The organism is Amycolatopsis ruanii (assembly GCF_003385175.1).
Taxonomy (GTDB): Bacteria; Actinomycetota; Actinomycetes; order Mycobacteriales; family Pseudonocardiaceae; genus Amycolatopsis_E; species Amycolatopsis_E thermalba.
In genome coordinates this window covers 26,131-48,625 of sequence record NZ_PQHY01000029.1, presented here as the reverse complement: position 1 = coordinate 48,625, position 22,495 = coordinate 26,131, and the positions used below count along the sequence as shown (strand labels likewise).

At 72.1% G+C, this 22,495-nt stretch carries 27 protein-coding genes; 8 read left to right on the top strand and 19 right to left on the bottom strand.

Features of this window, described 5'->3' with window-relative positions; translation table 11 throughout:
- Positions 1–19: 19 nt before the first annotated feature.
- Positions 20–781 carry a PhzF family phenazine biosynthesis protein gene (locus D0D28_RS17765; protein ID WP_094005802.1) on the top strand — a complete coding sequence of 254 codons (762 nt, stop codon included), beginning with the start codon at positions 20–22 and terminating at the stop codon, positions 779–781.
- Complete coding sequence (locus tag D0D28_RS17760) at positions 781–1,182, top strand: YccF domain-containing protein (protein WP_116111333.1); 402 nt, start codon at positions 781–783, stop codon at positions 1,180–1,182. Before D0D28_RS17765 ends, D0D28_RS17760 begins: the two co-directional genes overlap by 1 nt.
- On the opposite strand, the gene D0D28_RS17755 is transcribed toward D0D28_RS17760, so the two are convergent.
- A complete protein-coding gene (locus D0D28_RS17755) occupies positions 1,170–2,606 on the bottom strand; it encodes an FAD-dependent monooxygenase (RefSeq protein WP_116111332.1) in 1,437 nt (478 codons plus the stop codon). The two genes, D0D28_RS17760 and D0D28_RS17755, sit on opposite strands and share 13 nt — an antisense overlap.
- A gap of 58 nt (positions 2,607–2,664) precedes the next feature.
- Between D0D28_RS17755 and D0D28_RS17750 the strand changes: the two genes are divergently transcribed.
- A complete protein-coding gene (locus tag D0D28_RS17750) occupies positions 2,665–3,312 on the top strand; it encodes a TetR/AcrR family transcriptional regulator C-terminal domain-containing protein (RefSeq protein WP_094005799.1) in 648 nt (215 codons plus the stop codon).
- On the opposite strand, the gene D0D28_RS17745 is transcribed toward D0D28_RS17750, so the two are convergent.
- Positions 3,313–3,723, bottom strand: a complete 411-nt coding sequence (locus D0D28_RS17745) for a MarR family winged helix-turn-helix transcriptional regulator (RefSeq protein WP_094005798.1) — start codon at positions 3,721–3,723, stop codon at positions 3,313–3,315.
- An 82-nt stretch (positions 3,724–3,805) separates the two neighbouring features.
- Here D0D28_RS17745 and D0D28_RS17740 point away from each other — a divergent pair, with 82 nt between their 5' ends.
- The gene (locus D0D28_RS17740; RefSeq protein WP_233157289.1) at positions 3,806–4,981 is read left to right on the top strand and encodes an MFS transporter; all 1,176 of its coding nucleotides are present in this window, start codon (positions 3,806–3,808) and stop codon (positions 4,979–4,981) included.
- Here D0D28_RS17740 and D0D28_RS17735 read toward each other — a convergent pair.
- Genes D0D28_RS17735 through D0D28_RS17705 form a run of 7 tightly spaced genes read right to left on the bottom strand, consistent with a single transcriptional unit; the run spans position 4,947 to position 10,107 of the window.
- A complete protein-coding gene (locus D0D28_RS17735) occupies positions 4,947–5,765 on the bottom strand; it encodes a metallophosphoesterase family protein (RefSeq protein ID WP_116111331.1) in 819 nt (272 codons plus the stop codon). The genes D0D28_RS17740 and D0D28_RS17735 overlap by 35 nt on opposite strands.
- Before the next feature lie 27 nt (positions 5,766–5,792).
- Positions 5,793–6,593, bottom strand: a complete 801-nt coding sequence (locus tag D0D28_RS17730) for an HAD-IIA family hydrolase (protein WP_116111330.1) — start codon at positions 6,591–6,593, stop codon at positions 5,793–5,795.
- On the bottom strand, positions 6,590–7,666 hold the full coding sequence (locus D0D28_RS17725; RefSeq protein ID WP_116111329.1) for a sulfate/molybdate ABC transporter ATP-binding protein: 1,077 nt from the start codon (positions 7,664–7,666) through the stop codon (positions 6,590–6,592). The genes D0D28_RS17730 and D0D28_RS17725 overlap by 4 nt, the downstream gene beginning before the upstream one ends.
- A complete protein-coding gene (locus D0D28_RS17720; RefSeq protein WP_094005794.1) occupies positions 7,663–8,439 on the bottom strand; it encodes an ABC transporter permease in 777 nt (258 codons plus the stop codon). The genes D0D28_RS17725 and D0D28_RS17720 overlap by 4 nt, the downstream gene beginning before the upstream one ends.
- A gap of 10 nt (positions 8,440–8,449) precedes the next feature.
- A complete protein-coding gene (modA, locus tag D0D28_RS17715; protein ID WP_116111328.1) occupies positions 8,450–9,196 on the bottom strand; it encodes a molybdate ABC transporter substrate-binding protein in 747 nt (248 codons plus the stop codon).
- Positions 9,193–9,597 carry a TOBE domain-containing protein gene (locus tag D0D28_RS17710; RefSeq protein ID WP_094005792.1) on the bottom strand — a complete coding sequence of 135 codons (405 nt, stop codon included), beginning with the start codon at positions 9,595–9,597 and terminating at the stop codon, positions 9,193–9,195. The genes modA and D0D28_RS17710 overlap by 4 nt, the downstream gene beginning before the upstream one ends.
- 33 nt (positions 9,598–9,630) lie before the next feature.
- Complete coding sequence (locus D0D28_RS17705) at positions 9,631–10,107, bottom strand: MarR family winged helix-turn-helix transcriptional regulator (protein WP_162830721.1); 477 nt, start codon at positions 10,105–10,107, stop codon at positions 9,631–9,633.
- Between the two features lie 102 nt (positions 10,108–10,209).
- Here D0D28_RS17705 and moaA point away from each other — a divergent pair, with 102 nt between their 5' ends.
- The 3 genes from moaA (at position 10,210) to D0D28_RS17690 (ending at position 12,633) form a co-directional block, all read left to right on the top strand.
- Positions 10,210–11,271 carry a GTP 3',8-cyclase MoaA gene (gene moaA / locus D0D28_RS17700; RefSeq protein ID WP_116111327.1) on the top strand — a complete coding sequence of 354 codons (1,062 nt, stop codon included), beginning with the start codon at positions 10,210–10,212 and terminating at the stop codon, positions 11,269–11,271.
- Between the two features lie 3 nt (positions 11,272–11,274).
- Complete coding sequence (locus tag D0D28_RS17695) at positions 11,275–11,532, top strand: MoaD/ThiS family protein (RefSeq protein ID WP_094005789.1); 258 nt, start codon at positions 11,275–11,277, stop codon at positions 11,530–11,532.
- 444 nt (positions 11,533–11,976) lie between these two features.
- On the top strand, positions 11,977–12,633 hold the full coding sequence (locus D0D28_RS17690) for a transglycosylase family protein (protein ID WP_094005788.1): 657 nt from the start codon (positions 11,977–11,979) through the stop codon (positions 12,631–12,633).
- A 613-nt stretch (positions 12,634–13,246) separates the two neighbouring features.
- Here D0D28_RS17690 and D0D28_RS17685 read toward each other — a convergent pair.
- Genes D0D28_RS17685 through D0D28_RS17660 form a run of 6 tightly spaced genes read right to left on the bottom strand, consistent with a single transcriptional unit; the run spans position 13,247 to position 17,384 of the window.
- Complete coding sequence (locus D0D28_RS17685) at positions 13,247–14,431, bottom strand: molybdenum cofactor biosynthesis protein MoaE (protein ID WP_094005778.1); 1,185 nt, start codon at positions 14,429–14,431, stop codon at positions 13,247–13,249.
- Entirely contained in the window at positions 14,428–14,898 is a 471-nt protein-coding gene (gene moaC, locus D0D28_RS17680) for a cyclic pyranopterin monophosphate synthase MoaC (protein WP_116111326.1), read from the bottom strand. Before moaC ends, D0D28_RS17685 begins: the two co-directional genes overlap by 4 nt.
- Positions 14,899–14,928: 30 nt before the next feature.
- The gene (locus tag D0D28_RS17675; RefSeq protein ID WP_094005776.1) at positions 14,929–15,345 is read right to left on the bottom strand and encodes a VOC family protein; all 417 of its coding nucleotides are present in this window, start codon (positions 15,343–15,345) and stop codon (positions 14,929–14,931) included.
- A 14-nt stretch (positions 15,346–15,359) separates the two neighbouring features.
- On the bottom strand, positions 15,360–15,782 hold the full coding sequence (locus D0D28_RS17670) for a helix-turn-helix domain-containing protein (protein ID WP_094005775.1): 423 nt from the start codon (positions 15,780–15,782) through the stop codon (positions 15,360–15,362).
- Entirely contained in the window at positions 15,782–17,176 is a 1,395-nt protein-coding gene (locus D0D28_RS17665) for an NAD-dependent malic enzyme (protein ID WP_094005774.1), read from the bottom strand. Before D0D28_RS17665 ends, D0D28_RS17670 begins: the two co-directional genes overlap by 1 nt.
- Positions 17,177–17,195: 19 nt before the next feature.
- Positions 17,196–17,384, bottom strand: coding sequence for a hypothetical protein (locus tag D0D28_RS17660; protein WP_094005773.1), 189 nt, complete (start codon positions 17,382–17,384; stop codon positions 17,196–17,198).
- Between the two features lie 88 nt (positions 17,385–17,472).
- Between D0D28_RS17660 and D0D28_RS17655 the strand changes: the two genes are divergently transcribed.
- Positions 17,473–19,707: a helicase-associated domain-containing protein gene (locus tag D0D28_RS17655; protein WP_116111325.1), complete on the top strand. Its 2,235-nt coding sequence runs from the start codon at positions 17,473–17,475 to the stop codon at positions 19,705–19,707.
- 41 nt (positions 19,708–19,748) lie between these two features.
- Here the strand turns inward: D0D28_RS17655 and D0D28_RS17650 are convergent, their stop codons facing one another.
- From D0D28_RS17650 to D0D28_RS17635, 4 genes are all read right to left on the bottom strand, one after another.
- The gene (locus tag D0D28_RS17650) at positions 19,749–20,093 is read right to left on the bottom strand and encodes a DUF742 domain-containing protein (protein WP_233157288.1); all 345 of its coding nucleotides are present in this window, start codon (positions 20,091–20,093) and stop codon (positions 19,749–19,751) included.
- A gap of 536 nt (positions 20,094–20,629) precedes the next feature.
- Positions 20,630–21,055 (bottom strand): roadblock/LC7 domain-containing protein, encoded by a 426-nt coding sequence (locus D0D28_RS17645; protein ID WP_094005770.1) that lies wholly within the window; start codon positions 21,053–21,055, stop codon positions 20,630–20,632.
- Positions 21,056–21,183: 128 nt separating this feature from the next.
- Positions 21,184–21,792 (bottom strand): GTP-binding protein, encoded by a 609-nt coding sequence (locus D0D28_RS17640; protein WP_116111324.1) that lies wholly within the window; start codon positions 21,790–21,792, stop codon positions 21,184–21,186.
- Positions 21,773–22,489 (bottom strand): DUF742 domain-containing protein, encoded by a 717-nt coding sequence (locus D0D28_RS17635; RefSeq protein WP_116111323.1) that lies wholly within the window; start codon positions 22,487–22,489, stop codon positions 21,773–21,775. The genes D0D28_RS17640 and D0D28_RS17635 overlap by 20 nt, the downstream gene beginning before the upstream one ends.
- Positions 22,490–22,495: the final 6 nt, after the last annotated feature.

Here is a 22,495-nt window from a genome sequence, read left to right as displayed (position 1 = left end):
ACCCCCTAGAGTGGGTGGCATGCGGCTTTCGATCGTCGACTCGTTCACCGGCACCCCGTTCGCGGGCAATCCGGCCGGGGTGGTGCTGCTCGACCAGCCGGCCGACCCCGCGTGGATGCAGTCCGTGGCCGCCGAGCTGCGGCACTCCGAGACGGCGTTCGTCGAGGTGTCCGGCGACGGCCCGAAGTCGCTGCGCTGGTTCACGCCGACGGTCGAGGTGGACCTGTGCGGGCACGCGACCCTCGCCGCCGGGCACGTCCTGGGCGGTGAGCAGGTGTTCACGACCCGCAGCGGCGAGCTGCGCACCCGCGCCGCCGACGGGTGGGTCAGCATGGACTTCCCGAGCGACCCGCCCCGCGCAGCCGAAGACGACGTCGTCGGCGCTCTGCCGGGCGTGACGGTCGCGAGCGTCGCACGCGGCAAGTGGGACATCCTGGTCGAGGCCACCGACGCGGCCCAGGTGCGCGAGCTGAAGCCGGACCTCGACGTCATCGCCGGCTGGGACGCGCGCTGCGTGATCGTCACCGCGCCCGCCGACCGGGACGACGCCGACTTCGTCAGCCGGGTCTTCGGGCCCGCCGTCGGCGTGCCCGAGGACCCGGTGACCGGCTCGGCGCACTGCCTGCTCGCGCCGTTCTGGGCGGCGCAGCTGGGCCGCGCCGAACTGGTCGGCGAGCAGGCATCGGAGCGCGGCGGGATCGTCCGGGTCGTGCTGAACGGGGACCGGGTGACGCTGTCCGGGCAGGCCGTCACCGTCGTCAGCGGGGAGCTGCACGCCTGATGCGACTCGTCCTGAACCTGATCTGGCTGGTGTTCGCCGGCTTCTGGATGGCCCTGGCGTACGTGGTCGCGGGGATCATCTGCTGCGTCCTGATCATCACGATCCCGTTCGGCATCGCGTCGTTCCGCATCGCGAACTACGCGCTGTGGCCGTTCGGCCGGACGATCGTCGACCGCCGCGACGCCGGGGCCGGGTCCCTGCTCGGCAACGTCATCTGGATCGTCTTCGCCGGGTTCTGGCTCGCGATCGGCCACATCGTCACCGGGATCGCCCTGTGCGTCACGATCATCGGGATCCCGCTCGGGCTGGCGAACTTCAAGCTCATCCCGGTCTCCCTGATGCCGCTGGGCAAGACGATCGTGCCGGTCGACCGCGGCACCGAGGCGTACTACCGCCCCTGACCGAGCCAGGTCGTGCACGCCGCCCGGAGCGCCTCGGCACCCTGCGGCGCCACCCACGCCACGTGACCGTCCGGGCGGATGAGGACGGCGTCCGGAACGGGCTGCGTGCACTTGGCGGCGACGAGATCGAGACGACCCGGCCAGCTCCGAGCGCCCGCGGCCAGTTCCGGATCGCCGGCGAGGTCGAGCAGCACCGCCCGGCCCGGGTGCAGCAGGGTGAACAGCCGGGTCGCACCGCGCTCGGTGACCAGGTCGAGGTCGGGAACCCGCCGTCCCAGCAACGGATCCGCGTCGCCGAGCGGGTAGCGGACGTCCAGCGCGGAGATCATGCCCGCGAGCGCGGAGTTCACGTCGTCGATCTCGATCAGCCCGGCGAACACCTCCCGCAGCGCCTCGGTCTGCGCGCCCGGGCGGCCCAGCGCGGTCTGGGCCCGCGTGTTGTGCAGGACCCGGTGCCCCACCGGGTGCCGCTCCGCGTGGTAGGTGTCCAGCAGGGACTCGGGCGCGTGGCCGCGGACGACCGCGGCGAGCTTCCAGCCCAGGTTGACCGCGTCCTGCACCCCCGTGTTCAGCCCCTGCCCGCCGGCCGGGTAGTGGATGTGCGCCGCGTCCCCGGCGAGCAGCACGCGGCCCCGCCGGTAGTCCGCGGCCTGCCGGGCGGCGTCACCGTACCGGGAGATCCAGCGGGGGCTGTGCATCCCGAAGTCGGTGCCCGCGATCTTGACCAGTGACTCCCGCAGCCGGTCGGCCGTGACCGGCTCGTCCCGGCCGGCCACCCGGTCGTACTCGGTCGTCATGACGCGGTACCAGCCCGGTTCGAACCCCAGCACCGAGAAGTCGCCGTGCTCGGTGCGCCGCATGAAGACCGGCTCGCCGGGCGGGTCGGTGAGTTCGACGTCGCCGAGCAGCGCGGTGAGGGTCGCCGGGGTGCCGGGGAACTCGATACCGGCGAGCCTGCGGACGGTGCTGCGCCCGCCATCGCACCCGGCCAGGTAGGCCGCGTCGAAGGTGGTGCCGTCCGCCACCGCGACCTCGACGCCGTCGGCGCCCTGCCGGACCCCGGTCACCTCCGACGACCAGCGCACCCGCACCCCGAGTTCGGCGGCCCACTGTTCGAGCAGCTGTTCCACCTGGGTCTGCAACAGGTTCAGCACGAACGGGTACCGTGTCGGCAGCCGGCTGAAGTCCAGCCACAGCCCGGAAAAGTGCCCCACGTTCCGGGGGCGGCCGGGCGTCAGGAACCGGTCGGCGACACCCCGCTGGTCCAGGACTTCCAGGGTGCGCGCGTGCAACCCGCCCGCGCGTGACTCGCCGCGGCGCCCGGGCAGCCGGTCCAGCACCGTCACGTCCACGCCGGCCCGGCGCAGCTCGCAGGCCAGCATCAGACCGGTCGGCCCGCCGCCGGCGATCACCACATCCGTCATCACGCTCTCCTCTCTAACATGATTAGAGAGTTCTCTACTTCTGTTAGAGTGTCAAGCCGTGGCGATCAACCCCGAGGTCATCGCGCGGACCGCGCTGCGACTGCTCACCGACGTCGGCCTCGACGGGCTCACCATGCGCGTGGTGGCGACGGAACTGGGCGTGCGGGCCCCGACCCTGTACTGGCACGTGAAGAACAAGCAGGAACTGCTCGACGCGATGGCGACAGCGATCCTCCTCGAAGCCCTGGACGGCCTGGAGGCCCCGGGCGCAGGCGTCACCTGGGAGGAGTGGCTGGCGGACAACGCCCGGCAGCTGCGGCGCACGATGCTGCGCTACCGCGACGGGGCGCGCGTGCTGGCGGGCACGAACACCGCGCACCCGGCGATGTTCCGGTTCGTCGAACTCACCCTGCGCACGCTGCGGGACGCCGGCTTCACGCTGGACGACGCCGCGGAGGCCTACCCGACCCTGCTGAACTACACGATCGGCTTCACCATCGAAGAACAGGCCCGCACCGGCGTCGCCTACGAAGGGGACAACCCGTACGAACCGGACCGGCTGGAGCGCATGGTGGACGGCGACCAGTTCCCGCTGAGCGCCCGTCTGGTGCGGCGCCTGTTCAGCCCGGACACCGACGCCGCCTTCGAGGCCGGGCTGGACATCGTCCTGACCGGCATCCGCACGAAGTACGGCATCGGCACCTGATCACTCGGACACGAGTGCCCGCAACAACTCGACCAACGATTCCTGCCTGTCCCGGTCCAGGGACACCAGCGGCGAAGTCCGGTTGAGGCGCTCCAGCACCCCGGAGCGCGCCTGGACTCCGGCGTCGGTCAGCACGATCTCCTTGGCGCGCCGGTCGGTGGGGTGCGGCCGCCGCCGCACCAGCCCCTGGTCCTCCAGGCGGTCGATCACGAACGTCGCGTTCGAGGCCTCGCACGACATCCGGCTCGCCAGTTCGCGCGCCGTGATCGGCTCGGACAGCTCGCGCAGGGCGACGACCTGCGCCGGCGTCAGGCCGACCTCCTCCCCGACCCGGCGGACCTGCACGTCGAGGCGGCGGGCGAACTCGTGCACCAGCTTGCACACGTCGCGATCGATCTCGACATCCGCCATGCCACGAGTCTAGCGAAGATGGTTCGAGCTATGGTAGTTCTAGCTCGTATTATTACAACTCGAACCTTCTTGGGGGTGGACAGTGCCGTTGTCCGTGTTCTCGCTGATGCTCGTGGTCTTCGGGCTCACGACCGGCGAGTTCGTGATCGCCGGGCTCGTCCCGGACGTGGCGGCCGGGCTGTCGGTGTCCGTGCCGGCGGCCGGGTTGCTCGTGAGCGCCTACGCGGTCGGCATGATCGTCGGTGGTCCGGTCGTCACCGTGCTGACCGCGCGCATCGGCCGGAAACCGCTGATCATCGGGCTCGTCGCGGTGTCCGTGCTGGGCAACCTGGGATCCGCCGTCGCGCCGGGGTACGCCGTCCTGCTGCTGTCGCGGTTCGTCGCGGGCCTGATCGTCGCGACGTTCTTCGCGGTCGCGATCACGACCACGGCGGCGATGGCGCCGGAGGGCAGGCAGTCGAGCATGATCGCCAAGGTCGCGCTGGGCATGAACCTCGGCATCATCCTGGGCACCCCGCTGGGCACGTTCGTCGGGCACCACGCCGGGTGGCGGGCCACGTTCGTCGCCGTCGCCGCGATCACGCTGCTCGCGCTGCTGCTGGTGCTGCGGTTCGTGCCGGCGTTCCCCGCGGCGGGCGGGTCGGCCGTGCGCGACCTCCGTGTGCTCGCGGATCGCGAGGTGCAGCTCGGGATCGTCCTGACGGCCGTCGGGAACCTCGGCGTCGTCACCGTCTTCACCTACATCGCCCCGCTGCTGACCGACGTCGCCGGGTTCGCCGCGGACGCGGTGCCGGTGCTGCTGCTGGTGTACGGCGCCGGCGCGGTGATCGGGAACCTGCTCGGCGGGCGGCTGGCGGACCGCGCGCTGATGCCGTCACTGGCCTGGATGCTGACCGCGCTGGCCGGCACCCTGGTGCTGTGGTGGCTCGCCGCGGACAACCGGGTGGCGGTGGCGGTCCTGACGTTCGTCCTCGGCGCGCTGGCGTTCGCGATCATCCCCGGGATGCAGACGCGGGTGCTCACGGCGGCGGGAGCGGCGCCCACGCTGGCGATCGCGGTGAACGCCTCCGGGTTCCAGCTCGCCGCGGCCTTCGGCGGATGGCTGGGCGGCGGGCTGATGGCGGGCGCCGGGCCACGCGCCCTCTACCCGGCGGCCGCCCTGACCACCCTCGCCGGCCTGGGTATCGCACTGGCGATGCTGCGCCGCGACCGGGCGAAGACGGTCAGTCCTCCGGCTGCCACGGCAGCGGAACGATGAGGCAGGGCCCGCCGACGAACAACCCGCCGTCGATGCCCAGCACCTTGCCCCCGGCGTACAGGTAGGGCGCCTCGATCTGGCTGGGGTGGATCCCGAGCTGGTCGGCGATCACGCTGTGCCCGTGCACGATCCGCTCGCCGCCGAGCTGCTCCAGCAGGTAGTCGGCGATGTCCGGGCCGTGCGGCCCGCGGAAGGCGTAGCGCGTCGTCATGCGGCGCCACACGTCCCACCACTCCACCAGGTCCTCACCGGCCAGGATCTCCCGCACGGTGGTGTTGATGTCCTCGGCGTCGTCGCCCCAGTCGAGGTATTCGACGGTGTCCGAGTGCATCAGCAGGTGGTTCGCGGCGTGCGCGACCAGCGGGCGGCTGGTCAGCCACTCGACGTGCTCGTCGGTCAGCGCGTCCTGATCGGACAGCTGCCCGCCGTTGATCTCCCAGCTGCGGGCGAAGCTGCGCGGCCCGAAATCGGACGGCACCTCGGTGTCGCCGAACCGGTGCATGCCCAGCAGCAGGATCTCGTGGTTGCCGAGCAGCGTCCGCGTCGACCCGCCCGCCTCGGCGGCCTGCCGGTGCAGCCGCATCACGAGGTCGATCACGCCGATCCCGTCCGGGCCGCGGTCGACGAAGTCGCCGAGGAACCACAGGTGCGCCTGCCCACCGGACCAGTCACCGGCCTCGTCGACCAGCCCGGCCCGGCGCAACGCGGCCGCCAGCTCGTCCCGGTGCCCGTGCACGTCGCCGACGACGTAGGTGCGGGCATCGGGGCGCTGGTGGTCGTCCATCCCTCGACGATAGGCGGTTGCCGCAGGTCAGGTGAGCACCGCCCCGTCCCCGAACGGGTCCTGGGTGCGGCCGACCAGATCCGCGATCGAGTCGAGCACCAGCGTCGGCCGGTACGGGTACCGCTCGGCCGACTCCTTCGTCGAGATGCCGGTGAGCACCAGGATCGTCTGCAGCCCGGCCTCGATCCCGGAGTGCACGTCGGTGTCCATCCGGTCGCCGATCATGACCGTGCCCTCGGAGTGCGCGCCGAGGGTGCGCAGCGCCGAGCGCATCATCAGCGGGTTCGGCTTGCCCACGAAGTACGGCTGCCGCCCGGTGGCCCGCTCGATGAGGGCGGCTATCGACCCGGTGGCCGGCAGGCTGCCCTCCAGGCTGGGCCCGGTGGCGTCCGGGTTGGTCGCGATGAACTTCGCCCCGGCCTCGATGAGCCGGATGGCACGGGTGATCGCGGTGAAGCTGTACGTGCGCGTCTCGCCGAGCACGACGTAGTCCGGGTCGCGGTCGGTGAGCACGTACCCGGCCTCGTGCAGCGCGGTGGTCAGCCCGGCCTCGCCGATGACGAACGCCGACCCGCCGGGCCGCTGGCTGTGCAGGAACTTCGCGGTGGCCAGCGCGGAGGTCCAGATGCGCTCCTCCGGCACGTCCAGCCCGGTGCGCAGCAGCCGCGCCCGCAGGTCCCGCGGGGTGTAGATGGAGTTGTTGGTCAGCACCAGGAACGGGGTGTCGTTGGCCCGCAGCTCGGCGAGGAACTCGTCGGCGCCGGGCACCAGGTGCTCCTCGTGCACCAGCACGCCGTCCATGTCGGTCAGATACGTCCAACGGCTCATGCCTGAAGACTAGCCGGGTGCACCGTCACCGCGGTGGCCTTGATCGCGAGCCGGACCGGCACGCCCGGCTCCAGACCCAGGTCGGCGACCGCGGCCGGGGTGAGGTCCGCGGACAGACCCGCCGCCCAGCCCGCACCCGCGGCCCGCACCCGGATCACCGGTCCGTGTGGTTCGAGCGCGCCGACGACCGCCGCGATCGTGTTGCGCGGGCTGCCGTGCGGGCCGTCGTCGGCGGGGTGGACCGACACCGCGCTGGGCTCGAAGACCGCCACGGCGGGCTCGTTCTCGACCGCGTCCGGCGCCAGGATCCCGGCCACCACCGCGCCGTCCGCGGTCCGCAGCCCGCCCTCGACCGCGGTGCCGGGGACCAGGTTGAGCCCGGCGATCCGCGCGGTGAACGCCGTCCGGGGCGCGGCCAGCACCTCGCGCGTCGGACCGCGTTCGACCACCCGGCCGGCGGACAGCACGACGACGTGGTCGGCCAGGGCCAGCGCGTCCAGCGGATCGTGGGTGACCAGCACGGTCGCCCGGTGCGGGTCGGCGGCCAGCACGCGGCGCAGCAGGCCGCGGATCGCCGGGGCGGCGTCGACGTCGAGCGCCGCCAGCGGCTCGTCGAGCAGCAGCAGGTCCGGGTTGCCGGCCAGGGCGCGGGCGACCGCGACGCGCTGCGCCTGGCCGCCGGAGAGCTGCCCGGGCTTGCGGTCGGCGAACTCGGCGGCGTCCACTTCGGCCAGCCAGTGCCGGGCGATCTCCCGCGACCGCGCGCGGCTCGCGCCCTTGGACCGCGGCGAGAACGCGACGTTGTCCACAACGGACAGATGCGGGAAGAGCAGCGCGTCCTGCGACAGCAGCCCGACCGCCCGGTCGTGCGCCGGGAGGTCGTGCAGGTCCCGGCCGCCGAGGGTGATCACGGCGTGGTCCGGGCGGAACAACCCGGCCAGGCAGCCGAGGATGCTGGACTTGCCGGAGCCGTTCGGGCCCAGGATCGCCAGCACGCTCCCGGCCGGCACGTCGAAGTCCACGGACAGGCCGAAGGTGCCGCGCGTCAGCTCGATCTCGGCGTGCAGGCTCACCGCGCGGTCCCCTCCAGCGCCCGCGGCCGGGCGACCGCGATGACCACGATCGCGACGACGATCAGCAGCAGCGCCAGCGCGACCGCGCTGTCCACGTCGACCTCGGCCTGCGTGTAGACCTCCAGCGGCAGCGTCCGGGTCACGCCCTCGAGGCTGCCGGCGAAGGTGATGGTGGCGCCGAACTCGCCCAGCGCGCGGGCGAAGCTGAGCACCGCGCCCGAGCCGAGCGCGGGCATCAGCAGCGGGATCGTGACGCGGCGGAACACCGTCCACGGCCGGGCGCCGAGCGTCGAGGCGATCTGCTCGTAGCGGTCCCCACCGCTGCGCAGCGCGCCCTCCAGGCTCACCACGAGGAACGGCATCGCGACGAACGTCTGCGCGATGATCACCGCGGTCGTGGTGAACGGGATCTGCACGCCACCGGTGACGCTCAGCAGGTAGCCGAGGAACCCCTTGCGGCCCAGCAGGTAGAGCAGCGCGAGCCCGCCGACGACGGGCGGCAGGACCAGCGGCAGCAGCACGATCGCCCGCAGGATCCGGATGCCGGGCACGGTCGAGCGGGCGAGCACGACCGCGAGCGGCACGCCGAGCACGATGCACGCGAGCGTCGACACGGCCGCCGTCTCCAGCGACAACCGCAGCGCGGCGAGCGAGGCGTCGGTGACGATCAGGCCGGGAACGCGGCGGAGGTCGGTCCGCACCAGCAGACCGACCACCGGCAGCACGACGAGCGCGAGGGCGAGCGCCGCGGGCACCCACAGCACCCACGGCACCCGCCGGGTCCTACGGAGCGCCAAAACCGGCCTTCCGCAGCTCGGTCCGGCCCTGCTCGCCCAGCACGAACGCGACCCACTGCTTCGCGAGTTCGCTCTGCGGCGCGTCCTCGACGACGGCGATCGGGTAGGAGTTGATCGCCGCGGCCGCCTCCGGGAAGTCGACCCGGTCGACCTTGCCCGCGGCGCTGGCGGCGTCGGTCACGTAGACCAGGCCGGCGTCCGCGTCCCCGGTCTGCACCTTGTTCAGCACCTGCTTTACGTCCTGCTCCTCGCTGGCCGGCTTCAGCGTGACACCGGTACTCCGCTCGACCTTCTCCGTCGCGGAGCCGCACGGCACCTGCGGCGCGCAGACCACGACGGTCAGGCCGTCCTTCGCGAGATCCGCGAAGCTCGTGATGCCCTTCGGGTTGCCCGGCGCGACCGCGATGGCCAGCCGGTTCGTCGCGAACACCGACGGCGAGCCGTCGATCACCCCGGCCTGCACGGCCTTGTCCATGTTGGTCTGGTCGGCCGAGGCGAACACGTCGGCCGAGGCGCCGTTGGACAGCTGCTGCACGAGCGCGGACGAGCCGGCGAAGTTGAACTTCACGTCGGTGCCCGGGTGGCTGCTCTCGAAGGCCGTCTCCAGCGCGGTGAACGACTCGGTGAGCGAGGCGGCGGCGAACACGGTCAGCGTCCCGCTCTCGCTCCCGCCCGACGAGCCGCAACCGGCGACCAGCAACGCGACCGCGACCAGGGCGCCTGCCTTCGTCAACTCTGTCCTCCCGGAGTCTCGACGACCACCGTGGTCGCCTTCACCACCGCGACCGCCAGCGCCCCCGGCTTGAGGCCGAGCTCGCGCACCGCTTCGGCGCTCATCAGCGACACCACGCGGAACGGGCCGCACTGCAACTCGACCTGGGCCATCACCTTGTCCACGACCACGTCGGTGACCAGGCCGACGAACCGGTTGCGGGCCGACCGGCCGACGCCGGAGGGGTCGTGGGGCCGCGCGGCCTGTTCCCGCGCGAACGCGGCCAGCTCCGCGCCGTCGACGACCTTGCGGCCGGCGCCGTCGGTGGTGGCGGTCAGCTGCCCGCCCCGCACCCAGCGCCGGACGGTGTCGTCGCTGACGCCGAGCAGTTCGGCGGCCTCGGATAACCGGAATTGCGGCATGCGGAGGACATTACTTCCGCATTTGCGGAAAAGCTACGGGTTGCCGCCGAGAACGTCCTCCCGCATCAAGGCGAGCAGTTCGTTCTGGTAGCGCTCGATGACCTCGCGTTCGGCCGGGCCGAACTTCTCCAGCACCTTCTCGGTGACCACGAGCGCCGACTCGAACAGCGGCGCCACCTTCTCCTCGTCCACCGGCAGCACCTCGACCAGGACCTTGCGGCGGTCCTTGGCGTCCCGCACCCGGCGGACGAATCCCGCGCGCTCCAGGCGATCGATCACCCCGGTGACCGCGCCGGTGGACAGACCGGTGAGCTTGGCGATCTCGCCCGCGGTCAGCGGCCCGTCGGCGCGGGCGGCCAGGTCGAGGGCCTTGTGGTCGGTGGCGGACAGGCCCATCTTCTCGGCGATCTGGGCGTGCCGGAGGACGGCGAGGGTGCTGCTTTCGCGGCCGATCTCGGCGAACCGCGCCAGCACGTCGCGCGGCACCGGGTACCTTTTTTCCTCCGGCATCCGGCGCGTCCCTTCCCAAGTCGTCTGCGCGGTTGAAACACTCTGCTTCCGAGACATTCTAGTGAGGATCGGCCGGACGGTCGGCGGGTTAGGCTGGTGTCAATGAGTGCGGTAGATCTCGGGCTCCCCCGCGTGCCGGGCACACGCGGAACCACGCAGCCCCGCCCCGACAACCCCGCCCTCGTCGACACGTTCGGCCGTGTGGCCACGGACCTGCGCGTGTCGCTGACCGACCGCTGCAACCTCCGCTGCACGTATTGCATGCCGGCCGAGGGCCTGCCCTGGATGCCGGGCGACGAGGTGCTCACCGACAGCGAACTGGTGCGGCTGCTGCGGATCGCGGTCGAACGGCTCGGGGTCACCGACATCCGGCTCACCGGCGGTGAACCGCTGCTGCGGCCCGGGCTCGAGCACCTGGTCGCCGAGATCACGGCGTTGCGCCCGCGGCCCCGGCTGTCCATGACCACCAACGGGATCGGGCTCGCCAAGCGCGCCCGCGCGTTCGCCGAGGCGGGTCTGGACCGGATCAACATCTCGCTCGACACCGTCGACCCCGAAACGTTCGCGAAGATCACCCGGCGCGACCGGCTGAGCCACGTGCTGGACGGCCTCGCCGCCGCGCGCGCCGCCGGGCTGGACCCGGTGAAGGTCAACGCGGTGCTGCTGCGCGGGATCAACGAGCACGAGGCCGCCCCGCTGCTGCGGTTCTGCCTCGAGCACGGCTACCACCTGCGATTCATCGAGCAGATGCCGCTGGACGCCCAGCACGGCTGGAACCGCGCCGACATGGTGACGGCCGAGGAGATCTTTTCCTTGCTCAGCAAGGAGTTCACGCTCTCGCCCAGCCCGGAGGCACGCGGCGGGGCGCCCGCGGAGCGCTGGCTCGTCGACGACGGGCCGGCCGACGTCGGGATCATCGCGTCGGTCACGCGGCCGTTCTGCGCGGCCTGCGAGCGCACCCGGCTGACCGCCGACGGCGCCGTGCGGTCGTGCCTGTTCAGCAACGACGAGACGGATCTGCGGGCGCTGTTGCGCGGCGGCGCCGGCGACGAGGAGATCGCCCAGGCCTGGCGGATGACGATGTGGGACAAGCTGGCCGGCCACGAGATCAACGACGCCGGCTTCGCCCAGCCGATCCGGCCGATGAGCGCGATCGGGGGATGAGTCTTGACCGTCAGCGTCCTGGTGCGCTATTTCGCGTCCGCGCGCGCGGCCGCGGGCGTGGAAGAAGAGGTACTCCAGTTGCCGGCGGGCGCCTCGGTCGCCGAGGCCGTCGTCGCTCTCCGTGATCGCCATCCGGAGACCCTGCCCCGGATCCTCCAGGCGGCCAGCTTCCTCGTCGACGGGGTGGCCGTCCGCGACCCCTCACGTCCCCTCCCGGAGGGGGCCGAACTCGACGTGCTGCCGCCCTTCGCGGGCGGTTGAACGAGGTTCACGAATGGTCCAACCGCGCCAAAACGACGTGACCCAGACCTCACGATCGGTGAAATATCTCGACTTGGAAACGGCCAGGTAACGGCGCGCTGACCAGGAGAAACGACGAGATCGGCACAGGTTGCTCGATGTTACTGTGATGTAGGTCACACGTCGAATAATTTCCGATCACGCTCGCCGTTACGTACCGTCGCTTTTCGGCTGGCCCCGACCGGCCACGGCAACACCGGGATTCCGAGCGCCAAGTCCTGTCCGGCGGAATCCCGGACCAAACCCCGAGCGAAAGAAGATCTTCCGGACAGGGACGAAGAGGGTCGGACCCGAGCGTTCCGCGAAGGCCCGATTGGCTCGCCCGGACCCCGCCGGGTGGAGCAGGACCCGTTCCCGGGTTCGCCTCGCAGCATGGCTCGTCGGCGCGAAGATCGAGTTGATGGAATGTCCTACCGAGGCAAGCACCGCAAGATGTCCCCCGCCGCTCGCAACATCGCCCGAGTCGCTGTCGCGGGTATCGCGGTCGGCACCCCGCTGGCGATCGCCGCGACCCCCGCGCAGGCCGCCAGCGTCAACTGGGACGCCATCGCGCAGTGCGAGAGCGGTGGCAACTGGAGCACCAACACCGGCAACGGCTACTACGGTGGTCTGCAGTTCTCCGCCAGCACCTGGAAGGCCTACGGCGGCACCGGCAACCCGGCGAACGCGTCGCGTGAGCAGCAGATTGCCGTCGCCGAGCGCGTCCTGCAGGGCCAGGGCATCGGCGCCTGGCCGGTGTGTGGCAAGAAGGCCGGCTCTTCGGCGAGCTACAAGGGCAGCAACACCCAGGGCTCGACCCAGAAGAAGGCCGCCACGCCGAAGAAGAAGACCACCACCACCGCTCCGAAGAGCACGCCCAAGAAGAGCACCCCGGCTCCGGCGGTGAGCGTTCCGACCTCCAACCCGAACGGTGACTACACCGTGGTGGCCGGCGACACGCTGTCCGAGATCGCCAAGAAGTTCAACGTCGAGGGCGGCTACCAGAAGCTCCAGGAGCTGAACTCGCAGTACATCTCGAACCCGAACCTGATCCTGGTCGGGCAGAAGATCGCCACGAAGTGACGCTGGGGGTGTCCGGCCGCCCCACCGCAATCCCCCGGGCGGTGGGGCGCCGGCACCCTGGCGGTTCGGGTTCTCGTGACCCGTACCCGCCCGCGTCCGGCCCTCAGGGCCGTTGGCCTGCTCCGTCCCGCCCCAGTCGGTTCGGGTAGGTCCCCGGGGGGCCACCACGGCCAGGGAGTCGACCGACGCGAGCCGCCCCAGCGGTTCCGGGCAGGGCGCCCCGATCCGCCGTGATCAGGGGGAAGTTGACCCACTCGTCTGCGCCCCAGCGCTTCGGGCAGGCTCCCAGGCCACCACGGTCAGGGAGTCCGCCCACTTGAGCCGCCCAGCGGTCCGCGCAGGTCCCCTCAGGCCACCACGGCCAGGGAGTCGACCGACGCGAGCCGCCCCAGCGGTTCCGGGCAGACCCCTAGGCCGCCCCGATCAGGGGAAGTTGGCCTGCTCGTCCCGCCCCAGCGGTGTGAGCAGGCTCCCGCGGTCCGCCGCGATCAGGGGGAGTTGACTCACTCGTCCGCGCCTCAGCGCTTCGGGCAGGCCCCTCATGCCACCACGGTCAGGGCGGTGACCCGCTTGAGCCGCCCAGCGGTTCCGGGCAGGCCCCCAGGCCGCCTGATCAGGGGGAGTTGACCCACTCGTCCGTGCCATCGGTGAAGTGCTGGTGCTTCCACACCGGCAACTGGGCCTTCACCTCGTCGACGAGCTCGGCGCAGGTCGCGAAGGCCTCGGCACGGTGGTCGGCGGAGACGGCGCAAGCCAGCGCCACGTCCCCGATCTCGAGCGCCCCAACCCGATGGCTGACAGCGACGGCCCGAACCCCCCTCGGGCGGCCGGCAACCTGAGCCACCACGCGGGCGAGAACGTCCCCCGCAGTCGGGTGCCCCTCGTAGAAGAGCGCCTTGACGCCCTTCCCCCCATCGTGGTCCCGGACGACACCACCGAAGGTGACAACCGCCCCGGCGGCCTGATCATCCACGAGGGCAGCATGCTCCTCGACGGACAAGGCCCGATCCGTCACCTCGGCCCGCACGATGCGCGTGGCCGCCGATTCCGCGCTCACCGCGCCCTGGAGGTCGGCAGCGTCCGATCCCGCCCCAGCCCCCTCCGGCGCCTCAGCACCAGCCTGAGGACCGTCCACGGCGCTCCCGGCGTCAGCCTGGGCACCCGGCGCAGCTGCGGCACCAGCCGCCTCAGAACCTCCAGCGGCCGCACCCCCCACTCCGGCACCCGGCTCAGCCGCCTCCAAGCCGTTCGCGGCCACCGGGCCGTCCGCGCTCGTCACCGTGGCCCCCGCAGCGGCCGCCTCCCCGGCCGGACGCGGGTGGTCGCCACCCGCGAGCTGGTCCACCGCGTGCATCAGCACCCCGTCGAGCACGCCGAGCCCGTCCGTCACCCCGCCGCGCGAGCCGGGCAGGTTCACCACCAGCGTCCGGCCCGCCACGCCGGCCAGGCCCCGCGACAGCACCGCCGTCGGCACCTTCGGCAGCCCCGCCGACCGGATCGCCTCCGCGAGCCCCGGCAGCTGGTGGTCCAGCAGCGGCGCCGTCACATCCGGCGTGCGGTCCGTCGGCGACACCCCGGTCCCGCCGGTCGTGATGACCACCTGCACGTCGTCACGCAGCGCCTCGCGCAGGGCCTGGGCCACCGGGTCACCGTCGGGCACCACCCGCGGCTCCGGCACGTCGAACCCGCGCTCCCGCAGCCACCCGACGATCACCGGCCCCGTGTGGTCCGCATACACCCCCGCCGACGCCCGGTTCGACGCGACGATCACCCGTGCCGTGCGCTTCTCGTTGCTCATGGCCGCTCCCAGACACCGGACTTGCCACCGAGCTTGCGCTCCAAACGGACCCCGTCCAACGTGGCTGCGGGATCGACGGCCTTGATCATGTCGTGCACGGTGAGCCCCGCGACGGCAACCGCCGTCAGCGCCTCCATCTCGACCCCCGTGCGATCGGTGGTCTTGACGGTCGCCGTGATGCGCACTTCCGCCGGCCCCAGGTCGAACTCGACCGTCACGCCGGACAGGGCGATCTGGTGGCACAACGGGATCAGCTCCGGGACCTTCTTGGCCCCCATGATCCCGGCGATCCGCGCGGTCGCTAGAGCGTCACCCTTGGGCAGGCCGTCGCGGGACAGCAGGTCGATCACCTCGGCCGTGGTGCGCACGACCCCGGTGGCCGCCGCGGTGCGCGCGGTGGCCTCCTTGCCGGAGACGTCGACCATCCGGGCAGCGCCCTTGTCGTCGACGTGGCTCAGTTCACTCACGCCGACAAGGCTAAACGCCCGGGGACCGGCTCAACCCACCCGCACCGGCTGGTTGATGCGAATCGCGTTGCCGAACGGGTCCCGCAGCCCGCAGTCGATGCCGTACGGGCGCTCCGTCGGCTCCTGCGTGAACTCCACGCCCTTCGCCAGCAACTCCTCGTACGTCTTGCGGCAGTCGTCCGTCGTCAGGCCGATCCAGCCGCCCGTCGCGCCCTTCGCCAGCAGCTCGCGCACCTGCGAAGCGGTCGCCTCGTCCATCGCGGGCGGGCCGGGCTTCTCCAGGAGGATCTCGCGCCCGGGCTCGCCGGGCACGCACACCGTCAGCCATCGCATGAAGCCGAGGTCCTGGTCGATCTTGACCTCCAGCCCGAGCTTGCCCACGTAGAAGTCGAGCGCCTCGTCCTGGTCGGTCACGAAGATCTGGGAGAGAGTGATCGCGTTGAACATGCCCGCAACGCTAATCAGCCGGCCCCGCCCCTGGCTTCTCCGAAACTGCTCGGTCGCGTCCAGGCCATCGCGAAGCACGTGGGCGCCGCCACCGCCCCTGCGCCGCCGGCGCGGTACTCCGACGGCGACTGCCCGACGATCTCGCGGAACGTGCGGCTGAACGTGCCCAGGCTGGTGAACCCCACGGCGAGGCAGATGTCGGTGATGCTGCGATCGCTCTCCCGCAGCATGAACATCGACCGCTCCACCCGCCGCCGCTGCAGGTACCGGTGCGGCGTCTCGCCGAAAGTGGCGCGGAACGTGCGGATGAAGTGCGCCTCCGAGACGTGCACCATCCGGGCCAGGGCCGCGACGTCGAGGGGCTGCGCGTAGGCGCGGTCCATCGCGTCGCGGGCCCGCAGCATCCGCCGGTTCGACTCCTCGACGGCGCGGCTCATCAGCTCGTGGCGCCGGACTTCCGCGCCGCCGCCTTGACCGCCTCCGCGACGGCCGGGGCCACCGCCGAGTCGAACACGCTCGGCACGATGTAGGAGGCGTTGAGCCGGTCGTCCACCACGTCGGCGATCGCGTTCGCGGCGGCGAGCAGCATGTCGTCGGTGATCTCGTGCGCCTGCGCGTCGAGCAGGCCCCGGAACACGCCGGGGAACGCGAGCACGTTGTTGATCTGGTTCGGGTAGTCGCTGCGCCCGGTGGCGACGACCGCCGCGTGCTTCTGCGCTTCGAGCGGGTCGATCTCCGGGTCCGGGTTGGCCAGCGCGAACACCACCGGGTTCGGCGCCATCGTCGCGACCTGCTCGGCCCCGAACAGGTTCGGCGCGGACACCCCGATGAACACGTCGGCACCGACGAGCGCGTCGTGCAGCGTGCCGGACACGTTGTCCTTGTTGGTGTTCTCGGCCAGCCACCGCAGGTTCTCGTCCAGATCGGACCGGCCCAGGTGGACGATGCCGTTGATGTCGGCGGCGATGATGTCGCCCGGCTTCTTGTGCATCAGCAGCCGCATGATCGCCGAGCCGGCCGCGCCCGCGCCGCTCACCACGATCTTGCAGTCCTCGATCTCCTTGCCCACCACGCGCAGCGCGTTGCGCAGGGCGGCGACCACGACGATGGCGGTGCCGTGCTGGTCGTCGTGGAACACCGGGATGTCGAGCTGCTCGCGCAGCCGCTTCTCGATCTCGAAGCAGCGCGGCGCGGCGATGTCCTCGAGGTTGATGCCGGCGTACACCGGCGCGAGCGCCTTGACGATCTTGATGATCTCCTCGGTGTCCTGGGTGTCCAGGCACACCGGCCAGGCGTCGACGTCGGCGAACTTCTTGAACAGCGCCGCCTTGCCCTCCATCACCGGCAGGGCCGCGGACGGGCCGATGTTGCCGAGGCCGAGGACGGCCGAACCGTCGGTGACGACCGCGACCGTGTTGCGCTTGATGGTCAGGCGCCGCGCGTCGGCCGGGTTGGCGGCGATCGCCTGGCACACCCGCGCCACGCCCGGCGTGTACGCGCGGGAGAGGTCGTCACGGTTGCGGAGCTGGACCTTCGGCGACACCGACAGCTTGCCGCCGAGGTGCATGAGGAAGGTGCGGTCGGAGACCTTGCGCACCCGGACGCCGGGCAGCGCGTCGAGCGCGTCGGTCACGACCTCGACGTGGTCGGCGTTGGAGACGTTCGCCGTGATGTCGACGACGATCGCGTCGGCGTGGGACTCGACCACGTCGAACGCGGTCAGCACGCCGCCGACCCGGCCCACCGCCGAGGTGAGGTCGCCCGCGGCGCTCGCGGACGGCGGCGCCTCGACACGAACGGTGATCGAATACCCGGGGCCGGGAACCGGCACGGCAGTAACCCCCTGCTGTCTACTTGTTGATCTCGGTCTCGGGGTGCACGTACGGCACGGTGTCGAGCGGGAACGTCACGTTCCCGAACGGCGACAGCGCGCCCTGGCGGTCCGCCGAGAGCTCGGTGACCGGGTGCTCGCCGTCCGGCAGATGCGGCCAGGTGGGGTCGATACGACCGCTCTTCTTGTCCTTGTCGCCCTTCGCCACTTCATCCTCCAGTGCTCGGCACCTACGGTTCCCAGTTTGCCTCACAGCCACCCGAACCCGATGGTCAGGGCAGGTATCCTCACCTGTGATGCCCGCGACCTCCCTGGCGGACTGGCTGCGGTCCGCGTCCGACGACGAGCTGGGCGTGCTCCTGCAGGCCAGGCGCGACCTGGCGACCCCGCCGCCGTCCGACAGCACCGTGCTGGCCACCCGCGCCGGCACCCCCGGATCGGTCGCCAGGGCGATGGAGGACCTGGACACCTTCACCCTTTCCGTGCTCGACGCGCTGCTGGTCGCCGACGCCGACACCGAAGCCGTCCCGCTCGCCCGAGTCGCCGAACTGGTCGGCACCGACGTCCGGTCCGCCGTGGACCGGCTGCGCTCGCGGGTGCTGGCCTGGGGCGACGACGACGCGGTCCGCGTGATCCCCGCCGCGCGCGAGCTGGCCGGGCCGTTCCCGGCCGGGCTCGGCGCGTCCGCGCCCGGCCTGGACGCCGAGTCCGCGCTCGCCGAGGTCGGCGACGACGAACGCGGGCTGCTCGGCGCCCTCGCCGCCGGTCCGCCCATCGGGCGCACCCGGGACGCGGCGGCCGAACCGTCGCTGGCCGCGGACGCGAAACCGGTGCAGAAGCTGCTCGCCCGCGGACTGCTGCTGCGCCGCGACGACGACACGGTCGAGCTTCCCCGCGAGGTGGCGATCGCGCTGCGCGGCGGCCGGATCTGCTCGCCCAAGGCGTTGCGGGAACCGGAGCTGCCCACCAAGCCGCACCAGCAGTCCACAGTGGACGCGGCGGCCGCGGGCGAGGCGATGGAGTTCCTGCGGCAGACCGAATCGCTGCTCACGCAGTGGTCGGAACAGCCGCCACCGGTGCTGAAGTCCGGTGGTCTCGGGGTGCGTGAGCTGCGGAAGCTGGCCCGCGAACTGGACACCGACGACAACCGCGCGACGCTGCTGGCCGAGCTGGCGGTGGCGGCCGGGCTGGTCGCGGACAGCCAGAGCACCAGCCCGGAGTGGGTGCCGACGACGCTGGCCGATTCGTGGCTGGCGTCCGAGCCGGCGCAGCGGTGGGTCATCCTCGCCGAGGCGTGGCTGGACCTGCCGCGGCTGCCCGCGCTAGTCGGTCAGCGCGACGCGAAGGACAAGCCGATCGTCCCGCTGTCCGACGACCTGCGGCGGCCGCTCGCGCCCGCGGTGCGGCGGCGGGTGCTGGGGACGCTGGCCGAGCTGCCGCGCGGCGCCGGTGTGCACGGCGCGGACGACCTGGTCGAGCTGCTCGCGTGGCGGGCGCCGCGCCGGGGCGGGCGGTTGCGGGACGAGATGGTGCGGTGGACGTTCGCCGAGGCGTCGGCGCTGGGCGTGATCGCGCTGGGTGCGCTGACCACGGCGGCCGGGGCGCTGGTGGACGGGGATCGCGCGGGCGCGCTGAACGCGGTGTACGACGCGATGCCCAAGCCCATCGGGCACGTGCTGGTGCAGGCCGATCTGACGGTGGTGGCGCCGGGGCCGCTGGAAATGGACCTGGCCGCGGAGATCGCCGCGGTGGCCGACGTCGAGTCCGCCGGGCACGCGACGGTCTACCGGATCACGGAGGCGTCGGTGCGGCGGGCGCTGGACACCGGCCGGACCGCCGACGAGCTGCACGAGCTGTTCCGGAAGCGGTCGGCGACCGAGGTGCCGCAGTCGCTGACGTACTTGATCGACGACGTCGCGCGGCGGCACGGCAGGCTGCGTGGCGGGGCGGCGGGCTCGTTCCTGCGGTGTGACGACGAGGTGCTGCTCGCGGAGGTGATGGGCAACTCGGTGTCCGGCGAGTACGAGCTGCGCAAGATCGCGCCGACGGTGCTGGTCAGCCCGTATCCGCTGGCCGAGGTGCTGGACGGGTTGCGGGCGGCCGGTTTCGCCCCGGCGGCGGAGGGGCCGGACGGGCGGGTGATGGACCTGCGCCCGGCGGGACGGCGGGTGCCCGCGCGGCCACGTGCGGCGCGGCGGGTGGTGCCCGAGCCGGCCGGGTTGACCGGCGAGCAGGCCGCGTCGGTGGTCGCGCACGTCCGGGCGGGCGACCGCGCGGCGGCGAGCCGCAAGGGGGCGGCCGTGCGCCTGCCGGGTGGCGGTGGGGGTTCGGACACGGCGGCCACGATGGCGCTGCTGGCACGAGCCCACCGCGAACGGCGCGAGGTGTGGATCGGCTACGTGGACGCCCACGGAACGGCCAGCCAGCGAATCGTCAGGCCGACCCAGGTGGGAGGCGGCGTACTGATCGGCAGCGACGACGAGCGGTACCCGCTGCACCGGATCACCTCAGCCGCCCTGGTGGACGACTGAGGGTTGGGTTTTCGGGCTCGCGGGCAGCACCCACGACGGAGTCAGAGCCGCCGCAGGCCTTGCAGCACCCGGTTCATGAACTCGCGCGACGAGCGGTCGCCGAAGGACAGCCCGGACTGGTGGATCAGCACCAGCCCGGCGTTGTCCAGGTCGCTGACCAGCACCTTCACCACGTTGAGCGGCAGATCCAGGTACGCGGCGATCTCCGCGATCGACCGCGGCTCGGCGCACAGGCAGCAGATCCGACGGTGCTGCACGCCGGTCACGGCCTGCGGCACGCGACCCCGGTCGGTGGTCGACACCAGCGCCTCGAGCGCCAGCTCGTAGTCCGGCCGGGTGCGGCCGCCGGTACGGGCGTAGGGGCGCATGATCATCCGCGTCCGCACGGACGCCTCCGAGCCCCTCGACTGCGAGGGCGGCACCCCCGGCAGCGCACCGTTGGCCGCGAAGCCGGCCCCAGTCCCACCGCGAGCGCGGGTCGCAGCAGCAGCCCCGGCACCAACGCCGACGGCCGCCCCGGCTTCCAAGCCCGAGCCGGTATCGAGACCGCCCCGCGCTCCAGCGCCTAGCCCAGCCCGCGCAGCGGCACCAGCACGAGCGTCGGCCGCAGGGGCGACCCCGGGGCCGGCCTCAAAACCAGCCCGCGAACCGGCACCCGCGCCGGCCTCAGCACCGCTCCGCGCACCAGCGCCACTCCGCGCGCCAACCCGCGAACCCGCGCCGGCCTCAACCCCGCTCCGCACCGAAGCCGTCCGCCCCACACCGGGCGTCGTCCGGACGGGGGTGCGTACCGGCAGCACCACCGGCTTCTTCGTCAGCACGAACCGCGCCGGCGAGTCGATCCCCTCGCGGTCGGTGCCCTGGTGCAGCCGGTCCCACGCGTCGGCCCCGGGGCGGCCCGCCCCCTGCGAAAGTCCCCGCATCAGCGCACGCCACCCTGGAGCTGGCTGCGCAGCTCCGGCGTCATCTGCATCCCGACCCGGTCCACCAGCAGCGTCATCTCGTACGCGACCGTCCCGATGTCCGAGTTCGGCGCCGCCAGCACGGCCAGGCTCGACCCGTCGCTGATCCCCATCAGGAACAGGTACCCGCGCTCCATCTCGACCACCGTCTGGTTCACGAAGCCCGCTTCGAAGCACCGCGCGGCACCGGAGGTGAGGCTCACCAGCCCGGACGCGACCGCGGCCAGCTGGTCGGCCCGGTCCTTGGGCAGCCCCTCCGACCCGGCCAGCAACAGACCGTCGGCGGAGACGACCACGGCGTGTGCCGCGCCGGGGACCCGTCGCACGAAGTCGGTGATCAGCCAGCCGAAGCCGAAGCCGCTCGACTGCTGTGCCGATGCCGTCATGTGCCTCCTCACCGGTCGAGCCTGTTTTGCGATTATTCCGACCAGGGTATTGCCGAACCCGGCCCTGGTGGCCTGCCGTGCGGGGTGATCTCACATCGATTCACCCTTCCGGCGGCACGGTTACCCGATCACCCCGGTTGTAACGCGCGGTCCCGGTTGATCGCGTGCTCCACGACCGTGATCAGCACCTGCTTGGCCGACTCCTTCTCCCGCGCGTCGCAGGCGATGATCGGCACCGACTCGGAGATCGTCAGCGCGTGGCGGACGTCCTCGATCTGGTGGTGCAGCAGCCGGTCGAAGCAGTTGATCGCCACGATGTAGGGCAGCTTCCGGTTCTCGAAGAAGTCGATCGAGGGGAAGGCGTCCGCCAGCCGCCGGGTGTCGACCAGCACGACCGCGCCGATCGCCCCCACCGCGAGGTCGTCCCACATGAACCAGAACCGGTGCTGCCCCGGGGTGCCGAAGACGTAGAGCACGAGGTCGTCGCCGAGCGAGAGCCGGCCGAAGTCCATCGCGACCGTCGTCGTCACCTTGTTCGGGGTGGCGGTCGTGTCGTCCACCGACACGCTGGCCTCGGTCATCACCGCCTCGGTGGTCAGCGGATCGATCTCCGAGACCGCGCCGACCAGGGTCGTCTTGCCCGCACCGAAGCCGCCGGCGACCACGATCTTGGCCGACTGCGTCGGTCCCGTCGCGGCCGACGTGTTCGCGTCGGAGTCAAATTCTCCGAAGCCCACTGAGCACCCTCTCCATGAACTCGATACTGGGACGATCGCCGACGACCGACGTCGTGGAATGGACCAGGACCAGGCCGAGATCGACGGCGTCGCCGATCAGCACCCGCGCGACCCCCAGCGGCATGCGCAGGTACGCCGCCACCTCGGCCACGGAGCGCGTGTCCAGGCACAGGCCGCAGATGGACCGGTGCTCGGGCACCCGCACCCGGTCGAGCATCCGTCCCCGCTCGCTGGTCGAGACGAGTGCTTCGATCGCCAGATCGTAGCTGGGACGTGTCCGCCCGCGCGTCCGGAAGTACGGCCGGACCAGACCGGAGGTCTCCTCCGCCGCCACCGGCGCCGGGACCGGCGGGAAGCTGGGGTGGCTCTCCGCGGCGGGTCCGGACGGCAGCTGACCGGCCGGGGCCAGCGGCCCGCCCGAGTCGCCGAACAGGTCCGCCGCGGGACCGGACATGAGCCGGTCGCCGGAGATCTCCGGGTATTCGGTCGCCCCGTAGCCCGGTGGCTCGGGGTCGCTCAGGGTACTGGACCGCTTCTCGCCCGCCGCCGCCCGGCGCAGGCGCCAGGCGCGGTCGACCTTGGCCCGGAACGTGGTCCAGTCCTCGGTCCGCGCCGCCTGCGCCTCGTCCGGCCAGGCGGTTTCGGCGTCGTCGTCCAGCCGTCCCGAGCCCACGCCCGTCGGCTGCCCACCGTCCACTGCAGT